25 protein-coding genes are annotated in these 23,234 nt (G+C 39.8%); 8 read left to right on the top strand and 17 right to left on the bottom strand.

The window, feature by feature from the left end:
* Positions 1 to 31: 31 nt before the first annotated feature.
* Entirely contained in the window at positions 32 to 1,444 is a 1,413-nt protein-coding gene (locus M2448_RS06110) for an AAA family ATPase (protein ID WP_280645393.1), read from the top strand.
* Between the two features lie 347 nt (positions 1,445 to 1,791).
* Here M2448_RS06110 and M2448_RS06105 read toward each other — a convergent pair whose 3' ends face one another.
* The 3 genes from M2448_RS06105 to M2448_RS06095 all read right to left on the bottom strand — a co-directional run bounded on the left by M2448_RS06105 (position 1,792) and on the right by M2448_RS06095 (position 4,371).
* On the bottom strand, positions 1,792 to 2,379 hold the full coding sequence (locus M2448_RS06105; protein WP_280645394.1) for a porin family protein: 588 nt from the start codon (positions 2,377 to 2,379) through the stop codon (positions 1,792 to 1,794).
* Between the two features lie 207 nt (positions 2,380 to 2,586).
* On the bottom strand, positions 2,587 to 3,591 hold the full coding sequence (gene holA / locus M2448_RS06100) for a DNA polymerase III subunit delta (protein ID WP_280645395.1): 1,005 nt from the start codon (positions 3,589 to 3,591) through the stop codon (positions 2,587 to 2,589).
* A gap of 6 nt (positions 3,592 to 3,597) precedes the next feature.
* The gene (locus M2448_RS06095) at positions 3,598 to 4,371 is read right to left on the bottom strand and encodes an AMP nucleosidase (RefSeq protein WP_280645396.1); all 774 of its coding nucleotides are present in this window, start codon (positions 4,369 to 4,371) and stop codon (positions 3,598 to 3,600) included.
* A gap of 81 nt (positions 4,372 to 4,452) precedes the next feature.
* Here M2448_RS06095 and M2448_RS06090 point away from each other — a divergent pair, with 81 nt between their 5' ends.
* Positions 4,453 to 4,902, top strand: coding sequence for a type I restriction enzyme HsdR N-terminal domain-containing protein (locus M2448_RS06090; protein WP_280645397.1), 450 nt, complete (start codon positions 4,453 to 4,455; stop codon positions 4,900 to 4,902).
* A gap of 55 nt (positions 4,903 to 4,957) precedes the next feature.
* Here the strand turns inward: M2448_RS06090 and secG are convergent, their stop codons facing one another.
* The 5 genes from secG to M2448_RS06065 form a co-directional block, all read right to left on the bottom strand.
* Positions 4,958 to 5,323 carry a preprotein translocase subunit SecG gene (gene secG, locus M2448_RS06085; protein ID WP_280645398.1) on the bottom strand — a complete coding sequence of 122 codons (366 nt, stop codon included), beginning with the start codon at positions 5,321 to 5,323 and terminating at the stop codon, positions 4,958 to 4,960.
* Entirely contained in the window at positions 5,320 to 6,117 is a 798-nt protein-coding gene (locus M2448_RS06080) for a hypothetical protein (RefSeq protein ID WP_280645399.1), read from the bottom strand. Before M2448_RS06080 ends, secG begins: the two co-directional genes overlap by 4 nt.
* Positions 6,118 to 6,129: 12 nt before the next feature.
* The gene (locus M2448_RS06075; RefSeq protein WP_280645571.1) at positions 6,130 to 6,636 is read right to left on the bottom strand and encodes an LptE family protein; all 507 of its coding nucleotides are present in this window, start codon (positions 6,634 to 6,636) and stop codon (positions 6,130 to 6,132) included.
* On the bottom strand, positions 6,636 to 7,907 hold the full coding sequence (locus tag M2448_RS06070; RefSeq protein ID WP_280645400.1) for a sigma-54 dependent transcriptional regulator: 1,272 nt from the start codon (positions 7,905 to 7,907) through the stop codon (positions 6,636 to 6,638). Before M2448_RS06070 ends, M2448_RS06075 begins: the two co-directional genes overlap by 1 nt.
* Positions 7,908 to 8,038: 131 nt before the next feature.
* The gene (locus M2448_RS06065) at positions 8,039 to 9,520 is read right to left on the bottom strand and encodes a glycosyltransferase family 39 protein (RefSeq protein ID WP_280645401.1); all 1,482 of its coding nucleotides are present in this window, start codon (positions 9,518 to 9,520) and stop codon (positions 8,039 to 8,041) included.
* A 464-nt stretch (positions 9,521 to 9,984) separates the two neighbouring features.
* Between M2448_RS06065 and M2448_RS06060 the strand changes: the two genes are divergently transcribed.
* The 3 genes from M2448_RS06060 (at position 9,985) to M2448_RS06050 (ending at position 11,254) form a co-directional block, all read left to right on the top strand.
* The gene (locus M2448_RS06060) at positions 9,985 to 10,374 is read left to right on the top strand and encodes a phBC6A51 family helix-turn-helix protein (RefSeq protein WP_280645402.1); all 390 of its coding nucleotides are present in this window, start codon (positions 9,985 to 9,987) and stop codon (positions 10,372 to 10,374) included.
* 10 nt (positions 10,375 to 10,384) lie between these two features.
* On the top strand, positions 10,385 to 10,609 hold the full coding sequence (locus M2448_RS06055) for a hypothetical protein (RefSeq protein ID WP_280645403.1): 225 nt from the start codon (positions 10,385 to 10,387) through the stop codon (positions 10,607 to 10,609).
* A gap of 78 nt (positions 10,610 to 10,687) precedes the next feature.
* Positions 10,688 to 11,254 (top strand): hypothetical protein, encoded by a 567-nt coding sequence (locus tag M2448_RS06050; protein ID WP_280645404.1) that lies wholly within the window; start codon positions 10,688 to 10,690, stop codon positions 11,252 to 11,254.
* 181 nt (positions 11,255 to 11,435) lie between these two features.
* Here the strand turns inward: M2448_RS06050 and M2448_RS06045 are convergent, their stop codons facing one another.
* Positions 11,436 to 12,692, bottom strand: coding sequence for a DNA recombination protein RmuC (locus tag M2448_RS06045; RefSeq protein WP_280645405.1), 1,257 nt, complete (start codon positions 12,690 to 12,692; stop codon positions 11,436 to 11,438).
* 211 nt (positions 12,693 to 12,903) lie between these two features.
* Here M2448_RS06045 and M2448_RS06040 point away from each other — a divergent pair, with 211 nt between their 5' ends.
* The 3 genes from M2448_RS06040 (at position 12,904) to M2448_RS06030 (ending at position 14,756) form a co-directional block, all read left to right on the top strand.
* Positions 12,904 to 13,242 (top strand): hypothetical protein, encoded by a 339-nt coding sequence (locus tag M2448_RS06040; RefSeq protein WP_280645406.1) that lies wholly within the window; start codon positions 12,904 to 12,906, stop codon positions 13,240 to 13,242.
* A 1-nt stretch (position 13,243) separates the two neighbouring features.
* Positions 13,244 to 14,176 carry a bifunctional methionine sulfoxide reductase B/A protein gene (locus M2448_RS06035; protein ID WP_280645407.1) on the top strand — a complete coding sequence of 311 codons (933 nt, stop codon included), beginning with the start codon at positions 13,244 to 13,246 and terminating at the stop codon, positions 14,174 to 14,176.
* A gap of 139 nt (positions 14,177 to 14,315) precedes the next feature.
* Entirely contained in the window at positions 14,316 to 14,756 is a 441-nt protein-coding gene (locus tag M2448_RS06030; RefSeq protein ID WP_280645408.1) for a DUF5606 domain-containing protein, read from the top strand.
* Between the two features lie 144 nt (positions 14,757 to 14,900).
* Here the strand turns inward: M2448_RS06030 and M2448_RS06025 are convergent, their stop codons facing one another.
* From M2448_RS06025 to rsgA, 8 genes are all read right to left on the bottom strand, one after another.
* Positions 14,901 to 16,064, bottom strand: a complete 1,164-nt coding sequence (locus M2448_RS06025; protein WP_280645409.1) for an OmpA family protein — start codon at positions 16,062 to 16,064, stop codon at positions 14,901 to 14,903.
* 48 nt (positions 16,065 to 16,112) lie between these two features.
* Entirely contained in the window at positions 16,113 to 17,210 is a 1,098-nt protein-coding gene (locus M2448_RS06020) for a GDP-L-fucose synthase (RefSeq protein WP_280645572.1), read from the bottom strand.
* Positions 17,211 to 17,225: 15 nt separating this feature from the next.
* Positions 17,226 to 18,380 (bottom strand): GDP-mannose 4,6-dehydratase, encoded by a 1,155-nt coding sequence (gmd, locus tag M2448_RS06015; protein WP_280645410.1) that lies wholly within the window; start codon positions 18,378 to 18,380, stop codon positions 17,226 to 17,228.
* Positions 18,381 to 18,538: 158 nt separating this feature from the next.
* Entirely contained in the window at positions 18,539 to 19,732 is a 1,194-nt protein-coding gene (locus M2448_RS06010) for a thioredoxin family protein (RefSeq protein ID WP_280645411.1), read from the bottom strand.
* 15 nt (positions 19,733 to 19,747) lie between these two features.
* Positions 19,748 to 21,172 (bottom strand): cardiolipin synthase, encoded by a 1,425-nt coding sequence (gene cls, locus M2448_RS06005; protein WP_280645412.1) that lies wholly within the window; start codon positions 21,170 to 21,172, stop codon positions 19,748 to 19,750.
* A gap of 248 nt (positions 21,173 to 21,420) precedes the next feature.
* A complete protein-coding gene (locus tag M2448_RS06000) occupies positions 21,421 to 21,828 on the bottom strand; it encodes a hypothetical protein (protein WP_280645413.1) in 408 nt (135 codons plus the stop codon).
* Positions 21,812 to 22,210, bottom strand: coding sequence for a DUF2809 domain-containing protein (locus tag M2448_RS05995; protein ID WP_280645414.1), 399 nt, complete (start codon positions 22,208 to 22,210; stop codon positions 21,812 to 21,814). The genes M2448_RS06000 and M2448_RS05995 overlap by 17 nt, the downstream gene beginning before the upstream one ends.
* Before the next feature lies 1 nt (position 22,211).
* On the bottom strand, positions 22,212 to 23,138 hold the full coding sequence (gene rsgA, locus M2448_RS05990; RefSeq protein WP_280645415.1) for a ribosome small subunit-dependent GTPase A: 927 nt from the start codon (positions 23,136 to 23,138) through the stop codon (positions 22,212 to 22,214).
* Between the last annotated feature and the right edge of the window lie 96 nt (positions 23,139 to 23,234).

Raw genomic sequence — 23,234 nt, 5'->3', positions numbered from 1 at the left:
ATTTGATCTTCAATTCAAGGAATCTTTCGTTATGATCAGTAAATTCTTCACAGAAAAGATAAAAGAAAACTTTCCGTTCGAGCTTACCTCCGAGCAGGAACTTGCTCTGGATGGCATTGTCGGTTTTCTTTTTCTACAAAAAGAAGAATCTGTCTTTTTACTGAAAGGGTTTGCCGGAACAGGAAAATCGTCCTTATTGGGAGCATTGGTGAAAACGATGACAGAATTTAAACAGAAGACAGTCTTACTGGCTCCTACCGGACGGGCAGCGAAAGTTTTCTCATCCTATGCTAATCATCCGGCTTTTACCATACACAAAAAAATATATAGGCAACAGAAGTATTCGGGCGAAACAGGTAGTTTCGGACTAATGGACAATCTGCATAAAGACACGTTATTTATTGTAGACGAAGCCTCCATGATCAGCAATAACGGGCTCGATTCTTCTTTTTTCGGCACAGGCAGATTGCTGGACGACCTGATCCATTTTGTGTACTCCGGCGAAAACTGTCGTATGCTATTGATCGGCGATTCGGCTCAGTTGCCACCTGTGGGTGAGGATGACAGCCCCGCACTACAAAAAGCTGTATTGGAAGGATACGGACTCGAAGTACATGATGCCATGCTGTCGCAGATAGTGCGCCAAGCCGAAAGTTCGGGAATCCTATACAATGCAACGAATATCCGTAATGCACTGAACAAAGGAAAGACCGAAGCCTATCCCAAACTAAAATTAAAGAAATTCACAGACATTGTCCGCATTTCGGGTGAAGAACTTATCGACGAAATAACAGCAGCTTATGATCGCGACGGGCTGGACAATACGATGATCATATCGCGCTCCAACAAGCGGAGTAATATCTACAATCAGGGAATACGCAACCGCATACTTTATCGCGAAGAGGAATTATCGGCAGGCGATATGCTGATGATTACCAAAAACAATTATTATTGGACAGAAAATATTGAGGGCATAGACTTTCTGGCGAACGGTGAAATAGTAGAGGTGCTACGGGTAAGGCGTGAACAGGAATTGTACGGATTCCGTTTCTGTGAGGTAACGATCAAGAGCCTCGACTACGACATGGAACTGGAGGTAAAAATACTGATGGACACATTACACTCCGAAGCGGCAGGACTGACACGCGAACGGAGCGAAGAACTGTTTCTGAACGTACTTGAGGACTATGCCGATATTTCGACCAGAGCGGGTAAGATGAAGAAAATGAAAGTCGATCCTTTCTATAATGCCGTACAGGTGAAGTTTGCCTATGCCATCACCTGCCACAAAGCTCAGGGTGGCGAGTGGGCAAATGTATTTCTCGATCTAGGCTATATCTCGGAAGAGCATCTCGGCATCAACTTCTACAGGTGGTTATATACTGCAATTACCCGCGCCAGCAGTAAGCTGTATCTGGTGAATTTGCCAGACGAGTTTGTATAGAGACGATATTAGTTGCCACGACTTTTAAGTCGTGGATAATTGACAAAATAGATAATGACTTTAGTCGAACTCTAAGAATCAGCAAAGTCAAGTTATTTTGGCTAAAGCCTTTCTTCAGTGTTCCTCTACCTCCTCCACTTAAAAGTGGAGGCAATTCGAAGAATCAACGAAACCAATAGATATTTCTGAACAGAGCCAAACATCTATTTTCTTAAGAGCCGAGATTCTTCTTTACACTCAGAAACAACGTTCGGCAGAGCGAAGCAAAACCAATGACAGGATAGTCTAACGATAAAAAAAGCAAGGATGAAAAACCTTCACCCCTACCCTATTATTTTCTTATATCTTTAGAAATATACGCCTGCCGTAATAGACCATACACGCTCTTTTACAGAGTAGTTCCCATCACTTAGCTTATAATTATCTGACAACCCAAGCCCATAATTGGCTCCGACCTGCACAAACTTAAACAGTTCGACTCCGGCACCGAAGTTCAGCCCTGCACCGAAACTCTTCGCTTTCCACTGATCTTTGATCCCGTCACGTATAGCACCGAAGGTATCATCTCCCGATACTCTGAAACTGATGTAAGGACCAGCCGAAAGATATGGTTTTACCGCTCCTTCGAGCGGGAAACGGTATTTCAGACTTACCGGCACTTCTATATAACCTGTACGGTGCGTATCGTCTCCTTTAAATTTTATTCCTTTTTCGGAATACAAGACACTACCTTCAACTCCTATCTGTCCGTTGACCAACCATTCTATAGTAGGTCCTATATGGAATCCGGTAACATTGTTATCAACAAAGTCGCTAATATTATCTCCCGAAACGCCGGAGATATTAACACCACCCTTTACTCCGAAACGTATTTGAGCCTGTGCCGTTATAGAGAACAGACCTGCTATTGCTATCAAGAACAAAATCTTTTTCATAATTATCGTAGTTTTAGAAGTTTAATTTAATTGCCTCCTGCTTTAGCTGGAGGTGTTAGACAATATAAACAAATAGGACTTTAGTCAAAATGATTCGACTAAAGTCGTTATCTTATCATTTTTTATCCACGACTTAAAAGTCGTGGCAACTCAATTATTCAAATAGAACAATTTAAACCCTATTTTGGTTTTTAATATATGCGTAAGCTAGTGTGTAATCTTATATAATAATTCTTTGAGCAGTTCGCCATCAGATGCAGATATATTATTCACACCTTTACATTTGGCATCGTATGTACGCAGTAGGGCAATTATCTCCATACATTTGAAAGCATTGTAGTTACGTAGGGCAGCAACATAGTCTTTTGCCTGATACGGATTACGGAATCCCAGTTCGGCAGCAATACCCTGTTCTGTTTTGTTCTTAGCCCAGTAACAGATCATCAGGTTACTGAAGAAATTGAACAGTACTACCAGTGTTACTATCAGCGGATTGTTTTTCGGGTTCTTCTCGAAGTAATCGGCTATCTGGTTTACCTTATATATATTCTTATCGATGATGGCTTTCAGTAACTCGAAGTTGTTGAAATCCTTACTTATCCCTATATTTTCCTCTATCAGTTCGGCTGTAATCCGTTGTTGCCCTGCCGGAATAGCGATCAATAATTTTGCTATCTCGTTAGTAAGCTTACTCAGGTCGTTACCCAGATAGTCGGAGAGCATTTGCGCCGACTTCTGATCTATATCCAGACCTTTAGTCTTAATATAAGAAGTGATAAAAGCAGGTATCTTATATTCGGGAATCTTCTTCGATTCGAAGATCACACCGTTTTTTTCAATTGCTGCCGATAGTTTTTTACGTTTGTCCAACGTTCCATTCTTGTAGTTGAGAACAAGAATAGTCGTATGCAACGGATTTTTGGCATAAACCTCCAACTCGTCTATCTTACTCAGGTTCTGAGCTTCCTTTACCACTACAAGCTGATACTCCGACATCATAGGAAAACTACGTGCCAATGTAATAACCGATGCTACGTCTGTTTCCATTCCATACAGAACGGTCTGATTAAAATCACGTTCTTCTTCGGGCAACACGGTAGCTGTAAGCATATCGGTCAGCTCGTCTATATAATAAGGCTCATCTCCCATAAATAAATATATGGGGCTGAACTTACGTGATCGTATATCGGATATTATTTGCTCAAAGGTCATATTCAATTATTCAAAGCGCAGGTGTTTCACTGTAGACCCGTTATTTATTAGTGTAGTCAGAGCCTTAATGCCTATCATCACATGCTCATTCACAAAGTTCTTAGTTACCAGATTATCGCTCTTTTCGGTTTTAACACCGTCTGAGATCATCGGCTGATCGGAAACCAGAAGCAGTGCCCCTGTAGGTATCTGATTGGCAAAACCACAGGTAAACAATGTCGCTGTTTCCATATCTACAGCCATAGACCGTATCTTACGCAAATAGTCTTTAAATGCTTCATCGTATTCCCATACGCGGCGATTGGTAGTGTACACTGTTCCCGTCCAGTAGTCGCGTCCGAAGTCCCTGATATTGGAAGAGACTGCCCTCAACAAACTAAACGCAGGCAATGACGGCACTTCCGGCGGCAGATAATCGTTCGATGTACCTTCACCTCTGATGGCAGCGATAGGCAATATATAATCGCCTACATTGTTGTGTCTCTTTATACCTCCGCACTTGCCCAGAAACAATACAGCTTCGGGTTTAATGGCACTGAGAAGATCCATAATAGTGGCGGCATTGGCACTACCCATACCAAAATTAATAATAGTGATACCGTTTGCCGAAGCATTAGGCATGTTTCCATCAAGCCCTACAATAGGCACATCGAAGTGATTGGCAAAAACTTCTACGTATTTAGCAAAATTGGTGAGCAGAATATGTTTAGTGAATTGTTCCAGTGGTCTCTTTGTATAGCGTGGTAACCAATTGTCCACGATTTCTTGCTTTGTTTTCATATTAACTTTACTTTTGTTTCTATTATTAAACAAGTTTTCCCTCTGATTGTTGTTTCGTTTTTTAACTGACAAAGGTAGCAAATGTTGAACTTAAATTTACCCTCATTCGATATAAATGTAAAAAAAGCAGGTGAAAAGTTCACTGTTTTTGACAAACTGAGGCGCAGATTCGTAGCGCTTACTCCCGAAGAATGGGTACGCCAGCATTTCATAAATTTCCTGATAACGGCCAAAGGTTATCCGCCTTCGTTGATAGCAAACGAGATACAGATCAACCTGAACAATCAGAAACGGCGTTGCGACTCGGTCGTATATGACCGCAACCTGACCCCACTGATGATTGTGGAATATAAAGCGCCGGAGGTGGCTATCACTCAGGATGTATTCGACCAGATAGTGAGATACAACATTGTGCTAAAAGTCGGATACCTGATCGTCTCCAACGGACTAAGCCATTATTGCTGCCGGATGGACTACGAAAACCAGACATTCGAATATCTGCCGGACATACCGGCATATAGTGACCTATAAAAAAAGCTTCTCTGCAATAGAGAAGCTTTTTTCTTATATCATTTTACCGCCTAGCTTATTCTGCCGGAGGTGTAGGAGTTGTCGGTTGTTCTGCCGGAGTTGCATTAGATGGCATAGGCAGCGTTGTAGACATATCGGGTGCACCGGTAGGTACAGGTGCAGGAGCACCAACTGCCGGAGCAGGGGCACCAGCTGTAGTTTTTGGCTTAATCATTACACATACTATGCTCATTACCATGATGAATCCTGCAAGGCTCCATGTTGCTTTTTCAAGGAAGTCGGTTGTCTTGCGTACACCCATAATGGCGTTCGATGAAGAGAATCCTGAAGAAAGACCTCCTCCTTTTGAGTTCTGAACAAGAACTATTAATATTAGAGCAATAGCTGCGATTACAATTAATAAAGTAATAAGTGTGATCATTTCGTATCTTTAAATTTCGAATTTATAATCAGTTTTTCAAGAAAACTCAATTGGTCTGCAAAGTAAATATTTTTTTTCGGATAATTCAAACTTAAGTGTTTAATAATTTTGTATGCTTTCTCATACTTCTTTTGTTTTATGTATATTTTGGCCAATGTCTCCGTAAAAAATATGTCTTCATCCAATTCATCGCCCTGCCCGTCTGTATCGTTTTCTTCTTCGGGTTGATCTTCAAGGCTATCGTCCAATTGTATACGCACACCACCTTCGAGTTCCGATTTCGTGATAAAGGTATCAATGATATCCTGATGTTTCAGTTGCAGTTCGTCCTGTGGATGCCCTCCTTCTTGCTCTTGCGCTTCTTCTCCTGCTGTAGGCAAAGTAGCCTGCATATAGGTAAAGTAGTCGGTAGTGGCAAGGCTTGAATGCGAAATACTATATTCAAATTCATCTGTTCCGGCTAAGTTATTACCACGCGACTCGAAAAAAGCATTGAGCAATACACTGGTCTTATCTTCTTTTATCGCTGTCTTCCCTGTCTGACGGAAGAAGCGGTCGTATTCTTCACTCAGTATATAGTAAAACAACGCCTGACGGTCGGCAACAAAGATGCTCAACCTGCGTAGTTCGCAGTCGAAGTTCTCATTATCGAGCGAATACATGGCTTTCAGGTAAGTAAATATCCCTGTTTGAAAATAAGGATATTCATCTACCAATGCTTTCAGGGCAGAGATATCCGGCACGCCCGGATTTGCCTGCTTCGTGGCAAAGCTATGTATTTGTTGTATGTCCATATAGGGTTGTGCCTACCAGTTAGACATGGTTGCGTTGAATATCTGGTCGACAATATCTTTTGTGAGTTCCTCTATCAACCCGTCCTGTACATCGGTTAGCATCAGGTTACTGGAGAAATCGCGATAGGCCGAAATAGTTTGCTCGTCATCTTGCTCCGGCCTTACATTGTTCCTGTAGCGGAACTTCACCGCCATTGTCAAACGTGTTTCGGACGAAAAGTTATCCTCTCTCACCGCTTGAGGGGTAAGGTCGTAGCGAACAATCTCTCCTTCGATCTCCAAAGACGGATTCACTGTTGTAAATTTCAACTTGGTATTTCGTGTAAATACGTCTTTCATCCGTTCGTTGAATACTTGTGTCAACGGCGGATATACAAGCGGAGCCTGATTCTGGAAGTCGCGTATATCTATTGTAGGAGTTTCATCATAATTAATAGATGCCCCATTAAATTTGTATGAAATTGAGCAGGATGGTATTATTAGGACAAACAAAAGAGATAATAGTATTGCTTTTTTCATCATAGGTCTTCCAGATTATATTCTTTAATTTTTCGGTATAGTGTACGTTCCGATATTTTCAGATCCTGTGCGGCATTCTTACGTTTTCCGTTGTGCCGCTCAAGGGCTTTTATTATCATGTCTTTTTCTACATCCTGCAACGAGAGTGTTTCTTCTTCATAGTCGGGCGCTTCTATAATATCCGCATCGGCTATGTCTGTCTTCGGCATTACAGCGTGTATATCTTCTCTTACAGGTATAGGTGTGACCTTTTCGCCAGAGCTGACAACCATCGGGGTAAGTACCCGTTCTTTGGAATCTACCACAGGAGTAGTTATATCGGCAGCTTTGAGATTGCCGGCGACTATGTCGTGAACGATCTTTTTCAGCTCGTTCATGTCTTTCTTCATATCGAAAAGCACCTGATAGAGAATTTCCCGTTCATTGCTGAAACTCTTCTGATCGTTGGCATTTATTGTACCTACAGGAACTAGTCCAACTTCGTTAGCCGGAAGATAAAGTTTAAGTATGTCGTGTGTGATCTCGCGCGCCTGCTCTATAATAGATATCTGTTCGGTGATATTCTTCAGTTGACGGATATTTCCCGGCCAGTAGTAGTCTTTGAGCATCTGTCTTGCCGCATCGGTGAGGGTAATAGGCGGCATACTGTATTTTTCGGCACAGTCGCTTGCAAACTTGCGGAACAGAAGCGGAATGTCGTCTTTACGCTCTCTGAGTGCAGGTATGCGGATAGGTACGGTATTGAGACGGTAGTACAAATCTTCGCGAAAACGTCCGTTACGTGTAGCAGTGATCATATCGAGATTGGTAGCCGCAACAACGCGCACATCTGTTTTTTCCACTTTAGACGAGCCTACTTTGATAAACTCACCTGTTTCGAGTACACGCAGCAATCGAGCCTGTGTCGACAAAGGCAGTTCTCCTACTTCGTCGAGGAATAATGTACCGCCGTTAGCCACCTCGAAGTACCCTTTGCGTTCGCCCGTAGCTCCGGTAAACGAGCCTTTCTCGTGTCCGAACAACTCGGAATCTATCGTGCCTTCGGGTATAGAGCCACAGTTGACAGCTATGTAAGTACCGTGTTTACGGTGACTGAACTGATGTATTATCTGCGGGAAATTTTCTTTTCCCACACCACTTTCTCCTGTCACCAAAACCGACATATCGGTAGGGGCAACCTGTAATGCAATGTCTATAGCCCGATTGAGGTCGGGGCTGTTGCCTATGATGCCGAAGCGCTGTTTTACCTGCTGTATATCCGGTTTTGCCATATTGTTAATTACATATTATAAGTAACAAACTAAACGTGTTGATTTAGTGTAATGTTTATAAAACCTGACAAAATTACATATTTATTCCTTTCGTGTCAGGCTTTTTTAGTGAAGATTTGTAAAGAGTATGCTTATTCAGCAGGCTCTTTCTTTTTGAATTTATAGAGCATAGAACCTTCCAGATGGCTAACTACTTCGTAATCGGGTCCCAGTATGCGGGCGACACTTTCGGGGAAGGTAGTTACATAAATACCATATTCATCTACCTCTACTTCCGGAACGGCTTTCAGATGCCTGAATGGAGCTAAAGCATACGGATCGTTCTTGTAGTCAGGTATATAAGGTATTTCCGGAGGAAGTATTCCATCATCTATTACTCTGTATTTATATTCCGGATAGAACATCGACAGCAACGCCAGATTGGGAGCCATGATTTCTTCGGAATACATAACGCCGTTAGTATCTTTCATGTATTCTCTCATCTTCGCACTTTCCTCTTTTTCTCTATCGGGATTAGACCAGCTCCGCCTCACTTCATTTAAGTAATAACATGTACCTGATAAGAACAGAAAGCAGCTAAAGAACACTATAACAATACTCTTCTGCCATTTTTTCCCATCCTTGAGAATGATGGATATAAAGATTGCACAACAAAGGGCAAACCACCCGATGAAGCAGCTCAGATAACGGACATAGAATACAGGACTGGCAAGGAATGAATATATAAGTATAAAACCAACTGTAACGACAATAGCCGATAAGGCCAGCAAGCCCAGCAATTTCTTTTCTTTATCGGCTCTGATAAGTAATCCGCAAAGAATAATCAAAACAGAACTTATAAATGCCGAGTAAGTGATTATGAGCGGCCACGATGAAGAGAAAAATTCAGAGTACGGTTCTTCATAATGTTTTGGTGAAAAATAATATTGCAGCGAGTAAATCACTTCTTTCAGTGCGGGAGGGCTGATCCAGTAACTTTTGTCCACAGCAACCATCTGGTTATATAACTCAAATAACCAAGGAATATAGCAAACGACCAGCATGCCGCCAAGTATCAGATAATGCTTCAAATGAGACTTGTATTCCTTGTTTTTAGAAGATACGACAACCAACAATACGCCGTAGAGAGCCAGCAGCCAAAATGCTCCCAGCAGCGCATAATAATGCGTGTACATGGCAGCCAGAGCGAATATAAACAGCTTCACCCACGACCACAGGGTATTATTCTTATATGTATCGCACACATATATAAACATACCGAGCATCAAAGGAACCATAAGGGAATACATCCGCACATAGGCGTACAGATATAATGCTACCGGAAGAAGGACAATGATGACCGCAGTAAGGAATGCAATCCCAGTCCCAAACAGCCTTCTTACAGGGAAAGCACAAATAATGATGGATATGAGGTAGAAAAATGCCGTAATATAGTGATATTGATAGAGAGCAGTATGCTGAATATCCATCGGATATGCCACTATTTTCAACAGCCAGTAAAAGAGAGGAGGATGTACATCGCGGGCTGTCAGATTGTATATCTCACCGAACGAATAATCGGCCAGGGCTATTAATACAATTCGTCGAGAATAATGTTCGATCCCATAGTGCAAACGGCATAGGAATATAATATAGCGGAAAACAGGAAAAATGACAAAAAAAGAATTATAGTATTTCTTTTCGATAGATTGTCTAATTTCTCGTACATATGTTTAATGTTTGTTTAAGATAAGTTGCAAATATAGCAGGATTAATCCGATTTCTTATAAAAAGAAAAGGTTGTCATCACGACAACCAATCTTCATTGTTAACCTTAAATCTAATACCATGAAAAACACAGTACAAAGATACGATATTTTTATGTTATAAAACATGTTTCACTGTTTTTCTTTACATATTTAATATTTATTAACTACAATGTAAGATAATCTGCCACCTTGCTGAAGCAACAAATGTGTATTCTTATCATTATTCTGTTAAAAATCTGCATGTCGGGTTTTTCTTTTATCCATACAGAAAACACAGTAAATTGTAAGATTATGGCAAAGTATAGTGAAGAATTAGTAGAAAGATCACTTTGTTGATGGAGGACGAATTATTATCGATAACACAGATATGTAAGGATTTGCACATCGGCAGACAGGCATTCTACAACTGGATGGAAGATAAAAAGGGATTTAAAGAAATGGTAAAAAGCGCTATGGAACGCAGAGACGAGACGTTGATGGCAACAGTATATTCTTCTATAAAGAGAAAACTGGAAGGATATACAACGGTAATAGAAAAAGATATTTATGTACCCGACATGGATAATACGACAAATTTGATATTTAAACAGAAAGTAATCATAAAAAAAGAGTATCAGCCCGACCTTAAAACCATAAAGATGTTATTGGATCGCAACGACAAGAAAAAAGCAGCCCTATCCCCTACTCCTGTAAAAAGCAGAAAGAGAGACTTCACATAATATAGAAGATGTGGCGGAATCCAATATTGAAAATACAAATAGCGATAATGCCGAAAGTACAGAAGAGCCTACACGAAACAATATTGTAATAAGTAATAAGCAAAGTATCCCTGCTACGGAAAAGAGTAACACGCCAACCATAAAACAGCCTGCACAAACAAAACTGGATATGAGAAAACGAAAAAGAGCAACAGTAGAAAATATCAGAAAAAGTGTCAAGTTTGTAAAGTTTTGACTTCCGAGTGCAATAAATGAAAGTTTAGTTTTATCTTTAAAAACATATATTCCTTAAACAAATATAAACTATAAGAGCATGGAGGACAGAATTGTAGAAATGGCATTTATAATAGTAAACAGCAAAGTTACAGCGGAGGAGAAGCCTGAATTTGAAAGTCTGAAAGATGAATATCTAAGGATAATCGATGAATACAGCCACGACGAAGAGTTGGAATATATGCTTCCGAAAGAAGATAAAGAATGGCATAAAATAATCAGAGTAGATGCCAGACAAAAGATTGAGTCAGGTAACCTGTCTGAAAACGAGAAATTAAGCTACTTCCTGAACTATCATTCTATAGAACCTATCCGCAACTGCTTTTTTCTAAGTCCTGCATTCTTCCCCACTCAATCAGATTTCATAAGCATGTCAGATAATAATACTGTATTGAAAAAACTTTATTGGGGAGAGATAGGTTACATTCCGCCGTATTCGTTTCCGATACTGGATATTAAAATAGCCTTTGAAAGCTTTATTTTACCTGAAGAAGTGGGAACTAAATTTATTGATGAAATAATAACTTATTGTAAAGATTCCTGTCTGATAAAAGCAGCAAAGCAGTTTGACAAGGGGAAAACAGTTATAGTACATAAGGTTTTATGAAATGTAGAAAAAGGAAGTTATATAAAAAAGAAAAGGTTGTCATCACGACAACCAATCTTCATTGTTAACCTTAAATCTAATACCATGAAAAACACAGTACAAAGATATAATATTTTTATGTTATAAAACATGTTTTGCTGTTTTTCTTTATATATTTAATGTTTATTAACATAATTATCAATTAATCACTCTCAGGTAATTCCTTCTGAGCTTTCACACCCAGCTCTTTAAGCATCTCTGCCTGACGGATCAGATTACCGTTACCATCTTTCAACTGCGAGAAAGCTTTATCGTATGCTTTTTGCGAACGCTCTATGTTTTTACCTACATCCTGAAGGGTATCTACAAAACCGGCAAACTTATCGTACAGGGCCGCTCCACGTTTGGCTATCTCTATGGCATTACGGCTTTGATATTCGCGCTTCCACAAGTCAGCAACAACTTTCAGTGAGGCTATCAGGTTGGTCGGGCTTATCAGCAGGATTCGTTTACGATAGGCATAGTCCCAAAGCGACGAATCGGCCTGCATAGCCAGTATATAAGCCGGTTCGTTGGGCACGAACATCATTACAAATTCGAGGGAGTCTACATAGTCCTGATACGATTTCTGGCTGAGTTCGTCTATATGCTGCCTGATAGAGACCAGATGCTCTTTTTCGGCAACGTTCTTTACATCGTCGGTCTGTGCCTCCACATACTTGACATAAGCATTGAGAGAGACCTTAGAGTCGATCACAATTTTACGTCCTCCCGGATAGGCCACCACCACATCGGGCTGCATATATTTCTGCTGCTCATTTTGCACACGCTTTCCGTTTTCGTCTGTGATAAACTCTTGCAGAAAATATTCCTCACCTTTCTTTAGTCCCGATTTTTCAAGTATGGACTCGAGAATCATTTCGCCCCAGTTACCCTGCACCTTGTTATTACCCTTCAGTGCTCTGGTCAGATTATTAGCATCTTCACTGATCTGGTTGTTCAGGGCCACAAGATCTTTTATGCGTTCTTCGAGCGAAAAGCGTTGCTTCGACTCCTTGTCGTAAGTCTCTTCTACCTTTGTTCGGAACTCTACCAGTTTCTCATTGAGCGGCTTGAGTATAGCTTCCATATTCGCCTTGTTCACATCAGTAAAGCGATGCGTCTTTTCTTCGAGTATCTGATTTGCCAGAATCTGAAAATCTTTATTCAGCTGGGCTCGGGTATTGAGTAGCTCTTCTTGCTGTACTCGCAGTTGTTCTTCTTTAGACTGCAACATAGCTTTTGATTCGGCCAGTTTGCGAATGTGATCTATCTTTTCGTTTTGTAAGGACTCTTTCTCTTCCGACAGATGATCGATCCGACTTTTAAAATCCTGCTCACGTTGCTTACTACCTCTTTGTAGAAAGAAGATAACAACGATGGCCAGTACAAGAATCACTGCCGCATAAACTAATTCCATAATTCAGTTGTTTAAAGGTCTCAGACCTGTTTGTTGATTGATCGGGCTATAAAGTATTTGAGCGAGTTTACCTATACGATGAAGCAGCTCCTTTTACCTTTGCCTGATAAGGGAGTGGAAAGTTATTTAAAATATCATCTTTAACAAAATTTGCTTCAAAAAACTTGTGAACAATGCCTGAGGGAAATACATTTGTCTGACAAATAATGGTATGAAGATATTTTATAGCAAACATTTCCCGCCAAAGGATTTTGGAGCCATCAATCTGTTGGGCATGGTTATTGTGAGAAAAGATTATGGCAGACTCAGCGAAGCGGAGAAGAACCATGAACGGATTCATACGCGGCAGATGTTGGAAATGCTCGTCATATTCTTTTATCTGTCTTATGGCATCGAATGGCTTATCAGACTGATACAATATAGAGACAGGCTGAAGGCATATTATAATATATCATACGAAAGGGAAGCATATCGCTGTATGGATGACTTATCGTACCTGAAGAGAAGACGACCGTTTGCTTTTATTCATTATTACAGAAGGAGAAAATAATATGAAACGGCTTATATACCTACTCTGCATTATGGTAATGAGTGTATCATGTATTCAGAGCCAAAACAAAACAAAAACCGAAAATATGGATTACAATAAACTTACCCCCGAAGAGGAGCGTGTGATCATACACAAAGGCACAGAAGCGCCTTATACAGGAGAATATACCAATAATAAGCGTAGTGGCACCTATGTATGCAAACGTTGCAATACTCCGCTATACCGATCGTCTGACAAGTTCGACTCACACTGCGGATGGCCGTCTTTTGACGATGAAATAAAGGGAGCGGTCAAACGCATTCCTGATGCCGATGGCATGCGTACAGAAATAATCTGTACACATTGTGGTGCCCATCTGGGACATGTGTTTCTCAATGAGGGTTTCACTGCTAAGGAAACACGCCATTGTGTCAATTCTATATCACTAAAATTTATACCGGAAGAGAATAAAATGATTAAGAAAGCTTATTTCGCCTCAGGCTGTTTCTGGGGAACCGAGTACTACTTTATAAAAGCAGACGGCGTTAAACATACAGCTGTCGGATTTATGGGCGGACATGTCGATCACCCCAGTTACGAACAAGTATGTCAGAAGAACACCGGGCATCTGGAAACTACCGAAGTGGAGTATGATACATCGAAGACCTCGTATGAAGACCTTGTGAAGTTATTCTTTGAGACACATGACTTTACTCAAACAAATGGTCAGGGGCCGGATATCGGGCCACAATACCTTTCGTGCCTTTTCTACTCGGATGATGCAGAGAAGGCTATAGCTGAAAAACACATTAAGGTACTCACCGATAAAGGATATAAGGTAGCTACCATGCTCAAACCTGTTTCTACATTCTGGAAGGCAGAAGATTATCATCAGCAGTATTATGAGCATAAGGGAACGAAACCTTATTGCCATGTGTATAAGAAGATATTTTGAGGATGGGCGACAATACCCTTTATTTAAGATCATTAAGAAATTTACAGCTAATTTGTATGCCTTAAATTATCATATTTGAGGTATTCGGCGTATTTTTGTCGCTTGATTGAAATTGAAAACTAATTAAAACTAATTTATTATGCTTAAAACTATCTTATCTGTTTCTGGTAAACCCGGACTTTACAAGTTAATATCGAGCAGTAAGAATATGGTTATTGTCGAATCGTTGGTGGATAATAAGAAAATTCCTATTCATGCCCGCGACAAAGTCGTATCACTGGGCGATATATCTATATACACAGAAACTGATGATGTCCCTCTTAAAGACATCCTCGCTTCAATGAAACAGAAGGAAAACGGAGCTAAGGCATCTGTTAGTACAGGAGCCAAACCTGAGGAACTAAAGAAATACTTTGAAGAGATACTACCTGAGTTTGATAAAGACCGCGTTTATCCTACTGATATAAAGAAGATGATAAACTGGTACAATATACTTACCGACGCTGCTATAGACTTTGAAAAAGAAGAGAAAGAAGAAGCTGAAACGGCAGAGGAAGGAAAGGCGGAAACAGCAGAATAAAAAAACAATATACCGCAGAAACTAAAGGGGATGAATTCTAAGAATTCATCCCCTTTAGTTTATTCTCATCAGAGTTAGGGTGATATAATACAATAAAAAAAGAGTGGATCACTCCACTCTTTTTCTGTATTTCAGTTTCTGATATTACTCAGTATAGAAAATTGCAACACGGTTCCAAGCATTTTCAGCATATGGTTGTACTGTATCGCCTTTCCATTCTACTGCTACGCGGTTGCTGCTGATGTTGTATTTGTTGATCAACGCATTAGCAACATTCTTAGCACGTTTTTCAGAAAGCTTGTCATTAATAGAAGCTGTACCGGTTTTCTTATCAGCGTAACCTATAACCTTAACTTTAGCGTTAGGATTATCTTGCAGATATTTAGCTGTGTTATAGATGCTAACTTCTTGGTTTTTGTCGATATTAGCGCTACCAAGACGGAAGAATACTACGTTAGAAACGAATGATCCACCTTCTTTAACAATTTTCTCAATAATCTTAGTTTCTTGCTCTGGACAGTTGTCACATCTTTCTGGACGTTTTGCCAGGATAGCATTTTGTCTTTGAAGTTCAGCAAGGTCTGCATTCAATTTGTCGATAAGAGCTTGATCGTAAAGAACTGCTTCACTGAAGTTAGTTTTCTTACCAATGTTGAATATTAAGCTGGCAGAAGCGTTAGCTACACCGTCATAAGACCAGTCTCCACCAATTTTTTTGTCGAAGTCTTCTTTGATCATAGCACCTGAGATCTCAATAGCCAAAGATACTCTTTCAGAGAATCTGAAGTTATTGATAATACCCACGTTGATAGAAGCTGTTTTTTGGTTGTTCTTAGGAAGAACTTTTCCATCAATTTTGTAATCCCAACCATACATAGCACCAACTCCGACAAACGGAATAAAGCTATATACACGTTTTGAATTATACTTCAACAGATAGTCAGAAAGATTCCACATGAAATCAACTTCTGCTCCTACATATTTTTGGTGTAGCATTTTTGTTGCACCAGTATTAAAGCTATGTAGAGCACCACCTGTTACTTTAACACGACCTCCCAGATATGGATTGAACCATTTACCGATTTGGAATTGAGGTGCTACAGTCGGACGGCTCCAAAAATCAGCGTCAGCTCCGTTGTCATCGAAATAAACATTAGCTCCGGCACCAACTCCTATGAACCAGTTATCCCAAAAACCATTACGTTGAAAAGTCGCCTTACGACCAGCTTCTGCACTAACTCCGCTAGTTTGGGCAGAAATAGTTATAGCCGCAAAAACTAAAACTAAAAGTAAACTTACTTTTTTCATAATCAATCTTTTAAATTATAATTAAACACTATTCTATTTTTCATATTTTTATAGTGGCAAGTATTCACTATACCACTTATACATGCGTTGTAGACCATCTTCGATATTTACTTTGTGTTTCCAGCCAAGTGATTGGAGTTTCGAAACATCTGATAATTTCCTCATTGTTCCATCCGGCTTATCTGCATTGAACCACAAATCTCCCGAAAAACCGACAGTCTTCTTTATTAAATTTGCTACATCTTTTATAGAAATCTCTGTTCCAGTACCAATGTTTATATGTGTATTTCGTATTTCTTGTCTTTTTATAACATTAGTTAAGTCTAAAAAGTTTACAGACTCCATGATAAAAACAGTAGCATCTCCCATTTCTTCACTCCAGAGAAACTCTCTCATTGGTCTACCCGACCCCCATATCTCTACCCGAACTTTGTCTCCATTCCTACTGACACCATATTTACTCATGATATCCAGAATTTCCTGTTCTATAGATTTACCGGATACTCCTTCTATAGAACGTGTATCCAAATCTTTCCGTATAATATCCCAAGCATTTTCTTCAAGACACTTTCCTAAATGTATCTTTCTGATCATAGCCGGCAGAACATGTGATGTTTCAAGATTAAAGTTATCATTCGGTCCATACAAGTTTGTAGGCATTACTGCTATAAAGTTTGTATTGTATTGAATATTATAACTTTCGCACATCTTCAGCCCTGCTATTTTAGCAATGGCATACGGTTCGTTTGTATATTCTAATGGTCCGGTCAATAATGCATCCTCACGCATTGGCTGAGGGGCTTCTTTCGGATATATACAAGAACTCCCCAAAAATACTAATTTTTTAACATTATTCAAATACGACTGATGAATTACATTATTCTGTATCATCATGTTTTCGTATATAAACTGCCCACGATATGTGTTATTGGCTACAATACCGCCGACTTTAGCCGCAGCTAAAAAAACGTATTCCGGTTTTTCCTTTTCAAAGAACTCTGCTACTGCCGCCTGATTGGTTAGGTCTAGTTGTGAATGTGTTCTTAGCACAAAATTCGTATATCCTTTTTCTTTTAAATTTCTAAGGATCGCTGAACCGACTAAACCTCTGTGTCCGGCAATATATATTTTAGAACCTTTATCTATCATTAAAATATCTCCTTATTCGAAATAATTTAAGATCCTGTAGCCCGCATTTTTTAAGTATTCTTCTTTTTTCATCAACTCCAGATCATGAATTACCATATCCTGACAAAGAGCTTTCAGATCATACTCCGGCTCCCATCCCAGTTTGGTACGGGCTTTTGTATTATCTCCTATCAGTATATCGACCTCTGTAGGGCGGAAATACGCGGGATCAACACCTACTACAGCTTCACCGATTCTCTTTTTGAATGCAGCAAGATGCTCTTCACCTACTGTCTTGGCAAAGATTTCGTCATTTACATTCACGATGAATCCTTCTTCTTTTTCATTCTCGCCACGAAACTCTACTTCTACACCAACTTCGGAAAATGACATTTTTATGAAATCCCGGATAGTTGTTGTTACACCTGTAGATATAACGTAATCGTCTGCCGTATCTTGTTGTAAAATAAGATACATTGCTTTTATATAATCTTTGGCATGCCCCCAGTCTCTTTTGCTGGAAAGGTTGCCCATAAATACTTTTTTCTGCAAGCCCAGAACAATACGGGCAACAGCACGTGTCACTTTTCTTGTCACAAAAGTCTCTCCTCGCAATGGAGATTCGTGATTAAACAAGATTCCGTTACTGGCATGCATTCCGTAAGCTTCCCTGTAGTTTACAGTAATCCAATAGGCATACAGTTTCGCTACTGCATACGGACTTCTGGGATAAAACGGGGTTGTTTCTCTTTGAGGGATCTCTTGTACCAAACCGTATAGTTCGGACGTAGAAGCCTGATATATCCTTGTTTTATCTGTCAGATCAAGCAAACGAACAGCCTCTAATACACGCAGTGTACCAATACCATCGGCATTAGCAGTATATTCCGGTGTATCGAAACTAACTTTCACATGGCTCATCGCGGCAAGATTATATATCTCATCCGGTCTCACATCCCCTATTATACGGGTCAGATTCATACTATCTGTCATATCGCCATAATGAAGTATCATATTCCGATTCTCATCATGCGGATCTTGATATAAATGGTCAATACGGTCGGTATTAAACATCGACGATCTCCTCTTAACACCATGAACTGTATAACCTTTTTTTATCAAATATTCAGACAGATAAGCTCCGTCTTGTCCTGTAACGCCTGTGATCAGTGCAACTTTCTTGCTCATAAATTAACTTAATAAATAACCTTATTAAGACTTCTATTTTTAAATTATTCTTATTTACTTCATAATGTCTGGTTTCCCAAACAGATCAATACAAGGCACAAAGATATAGTTTTTTTAACGAATACAAATAAAAATGCCTTTATTTTGGTGTTTTATCCTTATTTTTCGTTTGTTTTTTCACCAAAAAAGTCAATATCAGCTATTAACGCATAACGCCTGATAATTATTCCATTTTTATCTATCAAAAAAAACGTGGGTGTACCCATTATTCCATAGTTTATAAAATTCTTTCCGCCAAAGCCTTGAAAATCGCAAAGCTTATCATTTTCAGCCCATGGGAAGCGTTTTCTATCTTTTTCGAAAGACTCTTTCTGATGGTCTGATGATAATGAGACTACCCGAACCCCCATTTGGTTTAATTTAGGATAAATTTTTATTAATTGTTCTAATTGAATATGGCAGTTTTCACAGTCGGGCTGATAAAAGACCAACAGCGTTTTCTCCGCATTGGAAGCGTCTATCGTTGGATTCAATCCTTCTATTCTGGGTGCAGTCATACCGCGTCTTACCTTAGCCATAGCAAATGCCATAAATATATTTTCGCGCGGAGTTTCTATTCTACCGGATTGCTGCACATAAGGTATTATGATGTCAAATGCATCGTCGAGTCCAAATTGCTGGGTAATTGTTATCAGGTTATCGACCAGATGTTCATATACTTCCTGCGATTTTATCCGTTCCAGTATTTTAGTCATATTTTGCCCCAAAGTCTGCTGATCGGTATTCAATCGCACCAGCCCATCTATAACGTTGTACCAGATACCACTGGTATATAATTTGTCTATATCGAGTTTTTGCAGGGCATACATACGGGCAACTGATTTTTCTTTGAGGTTTCCGGTTTGCACAGCTCTGTCCAGTTGCTGCATATAACGTACCATATCTATGAAGACGGGCGCATACCGGGCACTATTTGCTGATGGTGTTACCCTATCCTGCAACACAGAATAGAGATACGCATTCTCCGGTGAATTTTTAAATACACATTTAGAATCTGCACCTTGCTCTACATCAAAGCCAGCTCCGGATATGATAAAATTGAACGGAGCATTATCTTTTATTTGTAGCGAGCCCATGCCTGTATATCCTTTATCCTTATCGGGTATATGTATCGTTACACTTCCGGAAAAAGACAATGTCCCCTTCTGTATCGTATCTTGCCTGATACCTTTACTTAAAACAAAGGCATATTCTTTATTTGCTTCTTCAGGAAGTAATACATTTATTGTCTGGGCATTGACAAAGAAGGGCAAAATAACTATTAAACAGATTAGAAAGCTTCTCTTATTCATTTCTAATTATTTATATTACAATAACGGAGAGAACAATCTCATCACCGATTCTTTAAATTTCTCAAATCGTGATCTCTTATCCCATTCTTCGGCAGACAGGAGAGTAGACTGTTCCATATCTTTGAAAAATATTTCTTTAGCCTGACGGCATGTCTCTTCGTTATAGATAAACGCATCTATCTCGAAATTGTGCTCAAAACTGCGCACATCCATATTTGCCGATCCGGTGATAGTCAGCGAATTGTCTATTACCATCAGTTTAGAGTGCAAAAAACCTGCCTCGAAAAAGAATACATTCACTTTCGCATTCAGCACATCTGCCAGATACGACATAGATGCTATTTGCACAAAAGTGGTATCAGAATGGCGGGGCAACATCAAACGTACATCTACACCACGCATAGCAGCCATCTGAATATTTAAAAGCAATGAATCGGTCGGTACAAAGTAAGGTGTTTGTATATAGATACATTCTTTAGCATTGGCTATTGCCTGCAAAATACCGAGATGTATATCCTTAAACTGCCCAACTGGACCGCTTGTAACCAACTGCATCAGGTTATTTCCTCTATTTTCCAGAATAGGATAATAGGAATCCGAAGCCAGAAATTCTTTACGCGAAGAATACCAATCTATAAGGAATGATGTCTGCAAGCCTGCAACGGCCTTTCCTTCTACTTTGATATGACTGTCGCGCCATATTCCCGATTTCACTCCCTGTATGTATCTGTCGGCAACATTCATCCCGCCTACAAAGCCAACTTTTCCGTCTATAACTACTATCTTCCTGTGGTTTCGGTAATTCACGCGGCTGGTAAGGAACTTAAAAGCTACTTTCAGGAAGGGTTGTACCTGTACCCCCCTATCCTGCATATCCTTAAAAAAGTTGCGCTTGGCTTTCCATGAACCTACATCATCGTAGATAAGGCGGACTTCTACTCCCTGTGCCGCCTTACGAACGAGTATATCGCGAGTCTTACAGCCGATATCATCGTCCAGAAAAATGTAGTATTGAATATGAATATGCTTTTCGGCTTTTTCCAGTTCTTCAAACAGGGCATCAAATTTTGCTATGCCGTCAGAATAGAATGTAACGTCACTCCCTCCGTACAAGGGGGATGCTTTCAGCCTGTTCAGCAGGTTTACTAATCCTTTATGTTCTGTGGGGGGGTTAAGTGTTTCCAGCAACTCCTTCCTCCCGATGGAGCGGCGGTTGAGTTTTTTGTACATTTTGTGGGATATAAGCCGTTGTTTACGGCTGTCTTCCCCGAAGAAGTAATATATAATGAGACCGACCAGAGGCAGTAAAAGCAATATCAGTACCCATGAAATTGTTTTCAAGGGATTCCTGTTTTCCGAGATCACAACGACCATCGTACCTAATGCCGTTACGACATAAAGTATCTGGAAAATAAGAATGACATTACTGGCTGTTTCCATAGGCTGATAGTTCCTCCAAGCCAAAGGTATAAATAAATTTTATACTAAGAACCTGTTTAAATTTTACCAAAACATTTTGTTATCGTTCTTTTTTCGTTCATTTTCAGTCTCTCTTTGTCCCATTTTCCCCTTTCTTCAGTTTGAATAACCCGCTATTCGCGCTTCAGATAAGAAAAAATCATTCCAAAAATAGTGCTGAAAACCTAAACAATAAAATTTAAACAGGCTCTAAAAGCTGTTAAAATATTTTATATCGAATTAACCTGATTGCTACTATCGAGCCGGTGAAGGATATCTTCTCTGAGAACTACCTTGTCCCACGAATATGTTTTATCGGCTGCCTCCAGGTATTCCACAATCTGTAAAGCCCGCTTCAAATCAGGCGTATTCAGCGTATCCGATTCATCCGATCTTATCATCAACAATCGGGCATATTGCTCCAACAATTCCACATCGGGTATCTTTTCCGATAAATCATCGATAGTATCTGATTCGGTAACTTCAAAATTCGTGACAAAAAAGGTAAAGGCATCGTTCAATATCCCTTCCCGTTCGGCCGGACTCAACTTTTCCCGCTTATCGACAAGCTTATGAATACTTTTCATAAGTTCTTCGAGAAGGCGGATCAAATAGTCTTTCTTACGTTGTTGCAACATCTTTATTCGTTTTTTTCCTGTCAATAAAATAACAGATAATGCCACCGATCGTATAACAAACCATATCGCCCCAACTAAACGAGGAGCCTATCACTGTGCGCAGCACTTTATTATCTTGCACACCGAGTACTTCTACAAGCTGGAAATACTGGCCTATTTCTACCAAATATGCAAATACGACAACCCCGATCACCAGCCAGAGCGGTTTTACCTGCATGAAGGACTTGAAAAAGAAATACATCAGCATTACCACCAGTATGTCTCCTCCATAGGGACGGATAAAACGGTCTTTGACAAATAATGCAATAAATACTTCTACTAGAAAGATCAGAAGAAAGATAACAAACGATTTCAGATCAAATCTGAGCTTTAAACCTTCCATCTTATTTACGGTATTTTTCTTCAGTTTCTTCTTCCATCATACTCAGATACGATTTATAACGACTTTCGCTTATATAATGTTTTTCTACAGCATCGCGAACTGCGCATCCGGGCTCATTTATATGAATACAGTTATTGAAACGGCAATCTCTTGAGAATTTAAAGATTTCGGGGAAAAAGTGAAATATCTCCGCTTTCTCCATATCTACGGTACCAAAACCTTTGATTCCGGGAGTATCTATGATAAATCCGCCATGCGGCAGTTCTATCATCTCCGAAAAAGTGGTTGTGTGCATTCCTTTCCCATGATATCCCGATATGGCACCTGTCTTCAGGTCTGCCTGCGGGATCAGCGAATTTATTAATGTTGATTTTCCGACACCGGAGTGCCCCGAAAAGAGTGTAATTTTTTCTTTTATTTTTTCATGTAAGGCTGCGATGCCTGTATTTTGTAAAGCGGCTATTTTTATGCAGGGGTATCCGATGTGCTCATACATGGCTATAAGGGCATCCATGTATTCGGATTCATCTTCATCGTAAATATCTATCTTATTGAAAATAAGATTTACAGGCACACGATATGCTTCTGCCGATGCCAGAAAGCGGTCGATGAAAACAGTAGACGTCACCGGATGGTTTATAGTCACTATCAGAAAACAAAGGTCGATATTGGCTGCCAGTATATGCGACTGCTTCGACAGGTTCGACGATTTGCGGATAATATAATTCTTCCGGTCTTCAATTTCGGTGATCAAGGCCGTACCCTCATTATTCTCGACAATGACAACTCTGTCTCCCACTGCTATGGGATTGGTACTGCGAATGCCTTTAAGGCGAAAGTTACCTTTTACCTTACATTCTATATCACGTCCGTCGTCGGTACGCACCTGATACCAGCTTCCCGTATTTTTTATAACAAGACCATTCATCTATTAAATGTGCCAATTATTTAATATGCCAATGTGCCAATAAAAAGATCAGAACTTATTATTATTGGCATATTGGCACATCAACACATCAGTGTA

Source organism: Dysgonomonas sp. PF1-14 (genome assembly GCF_029892965.1).
Classification (GTDB): Bacteria; Bacteroidota; Bacteroidia; order Bacteroidales; family Dysgonomonadaceae; genus Dysgonomonas.
This window is presented reverse-complemented; position numbering and strand designations above follow the sequence as displayed.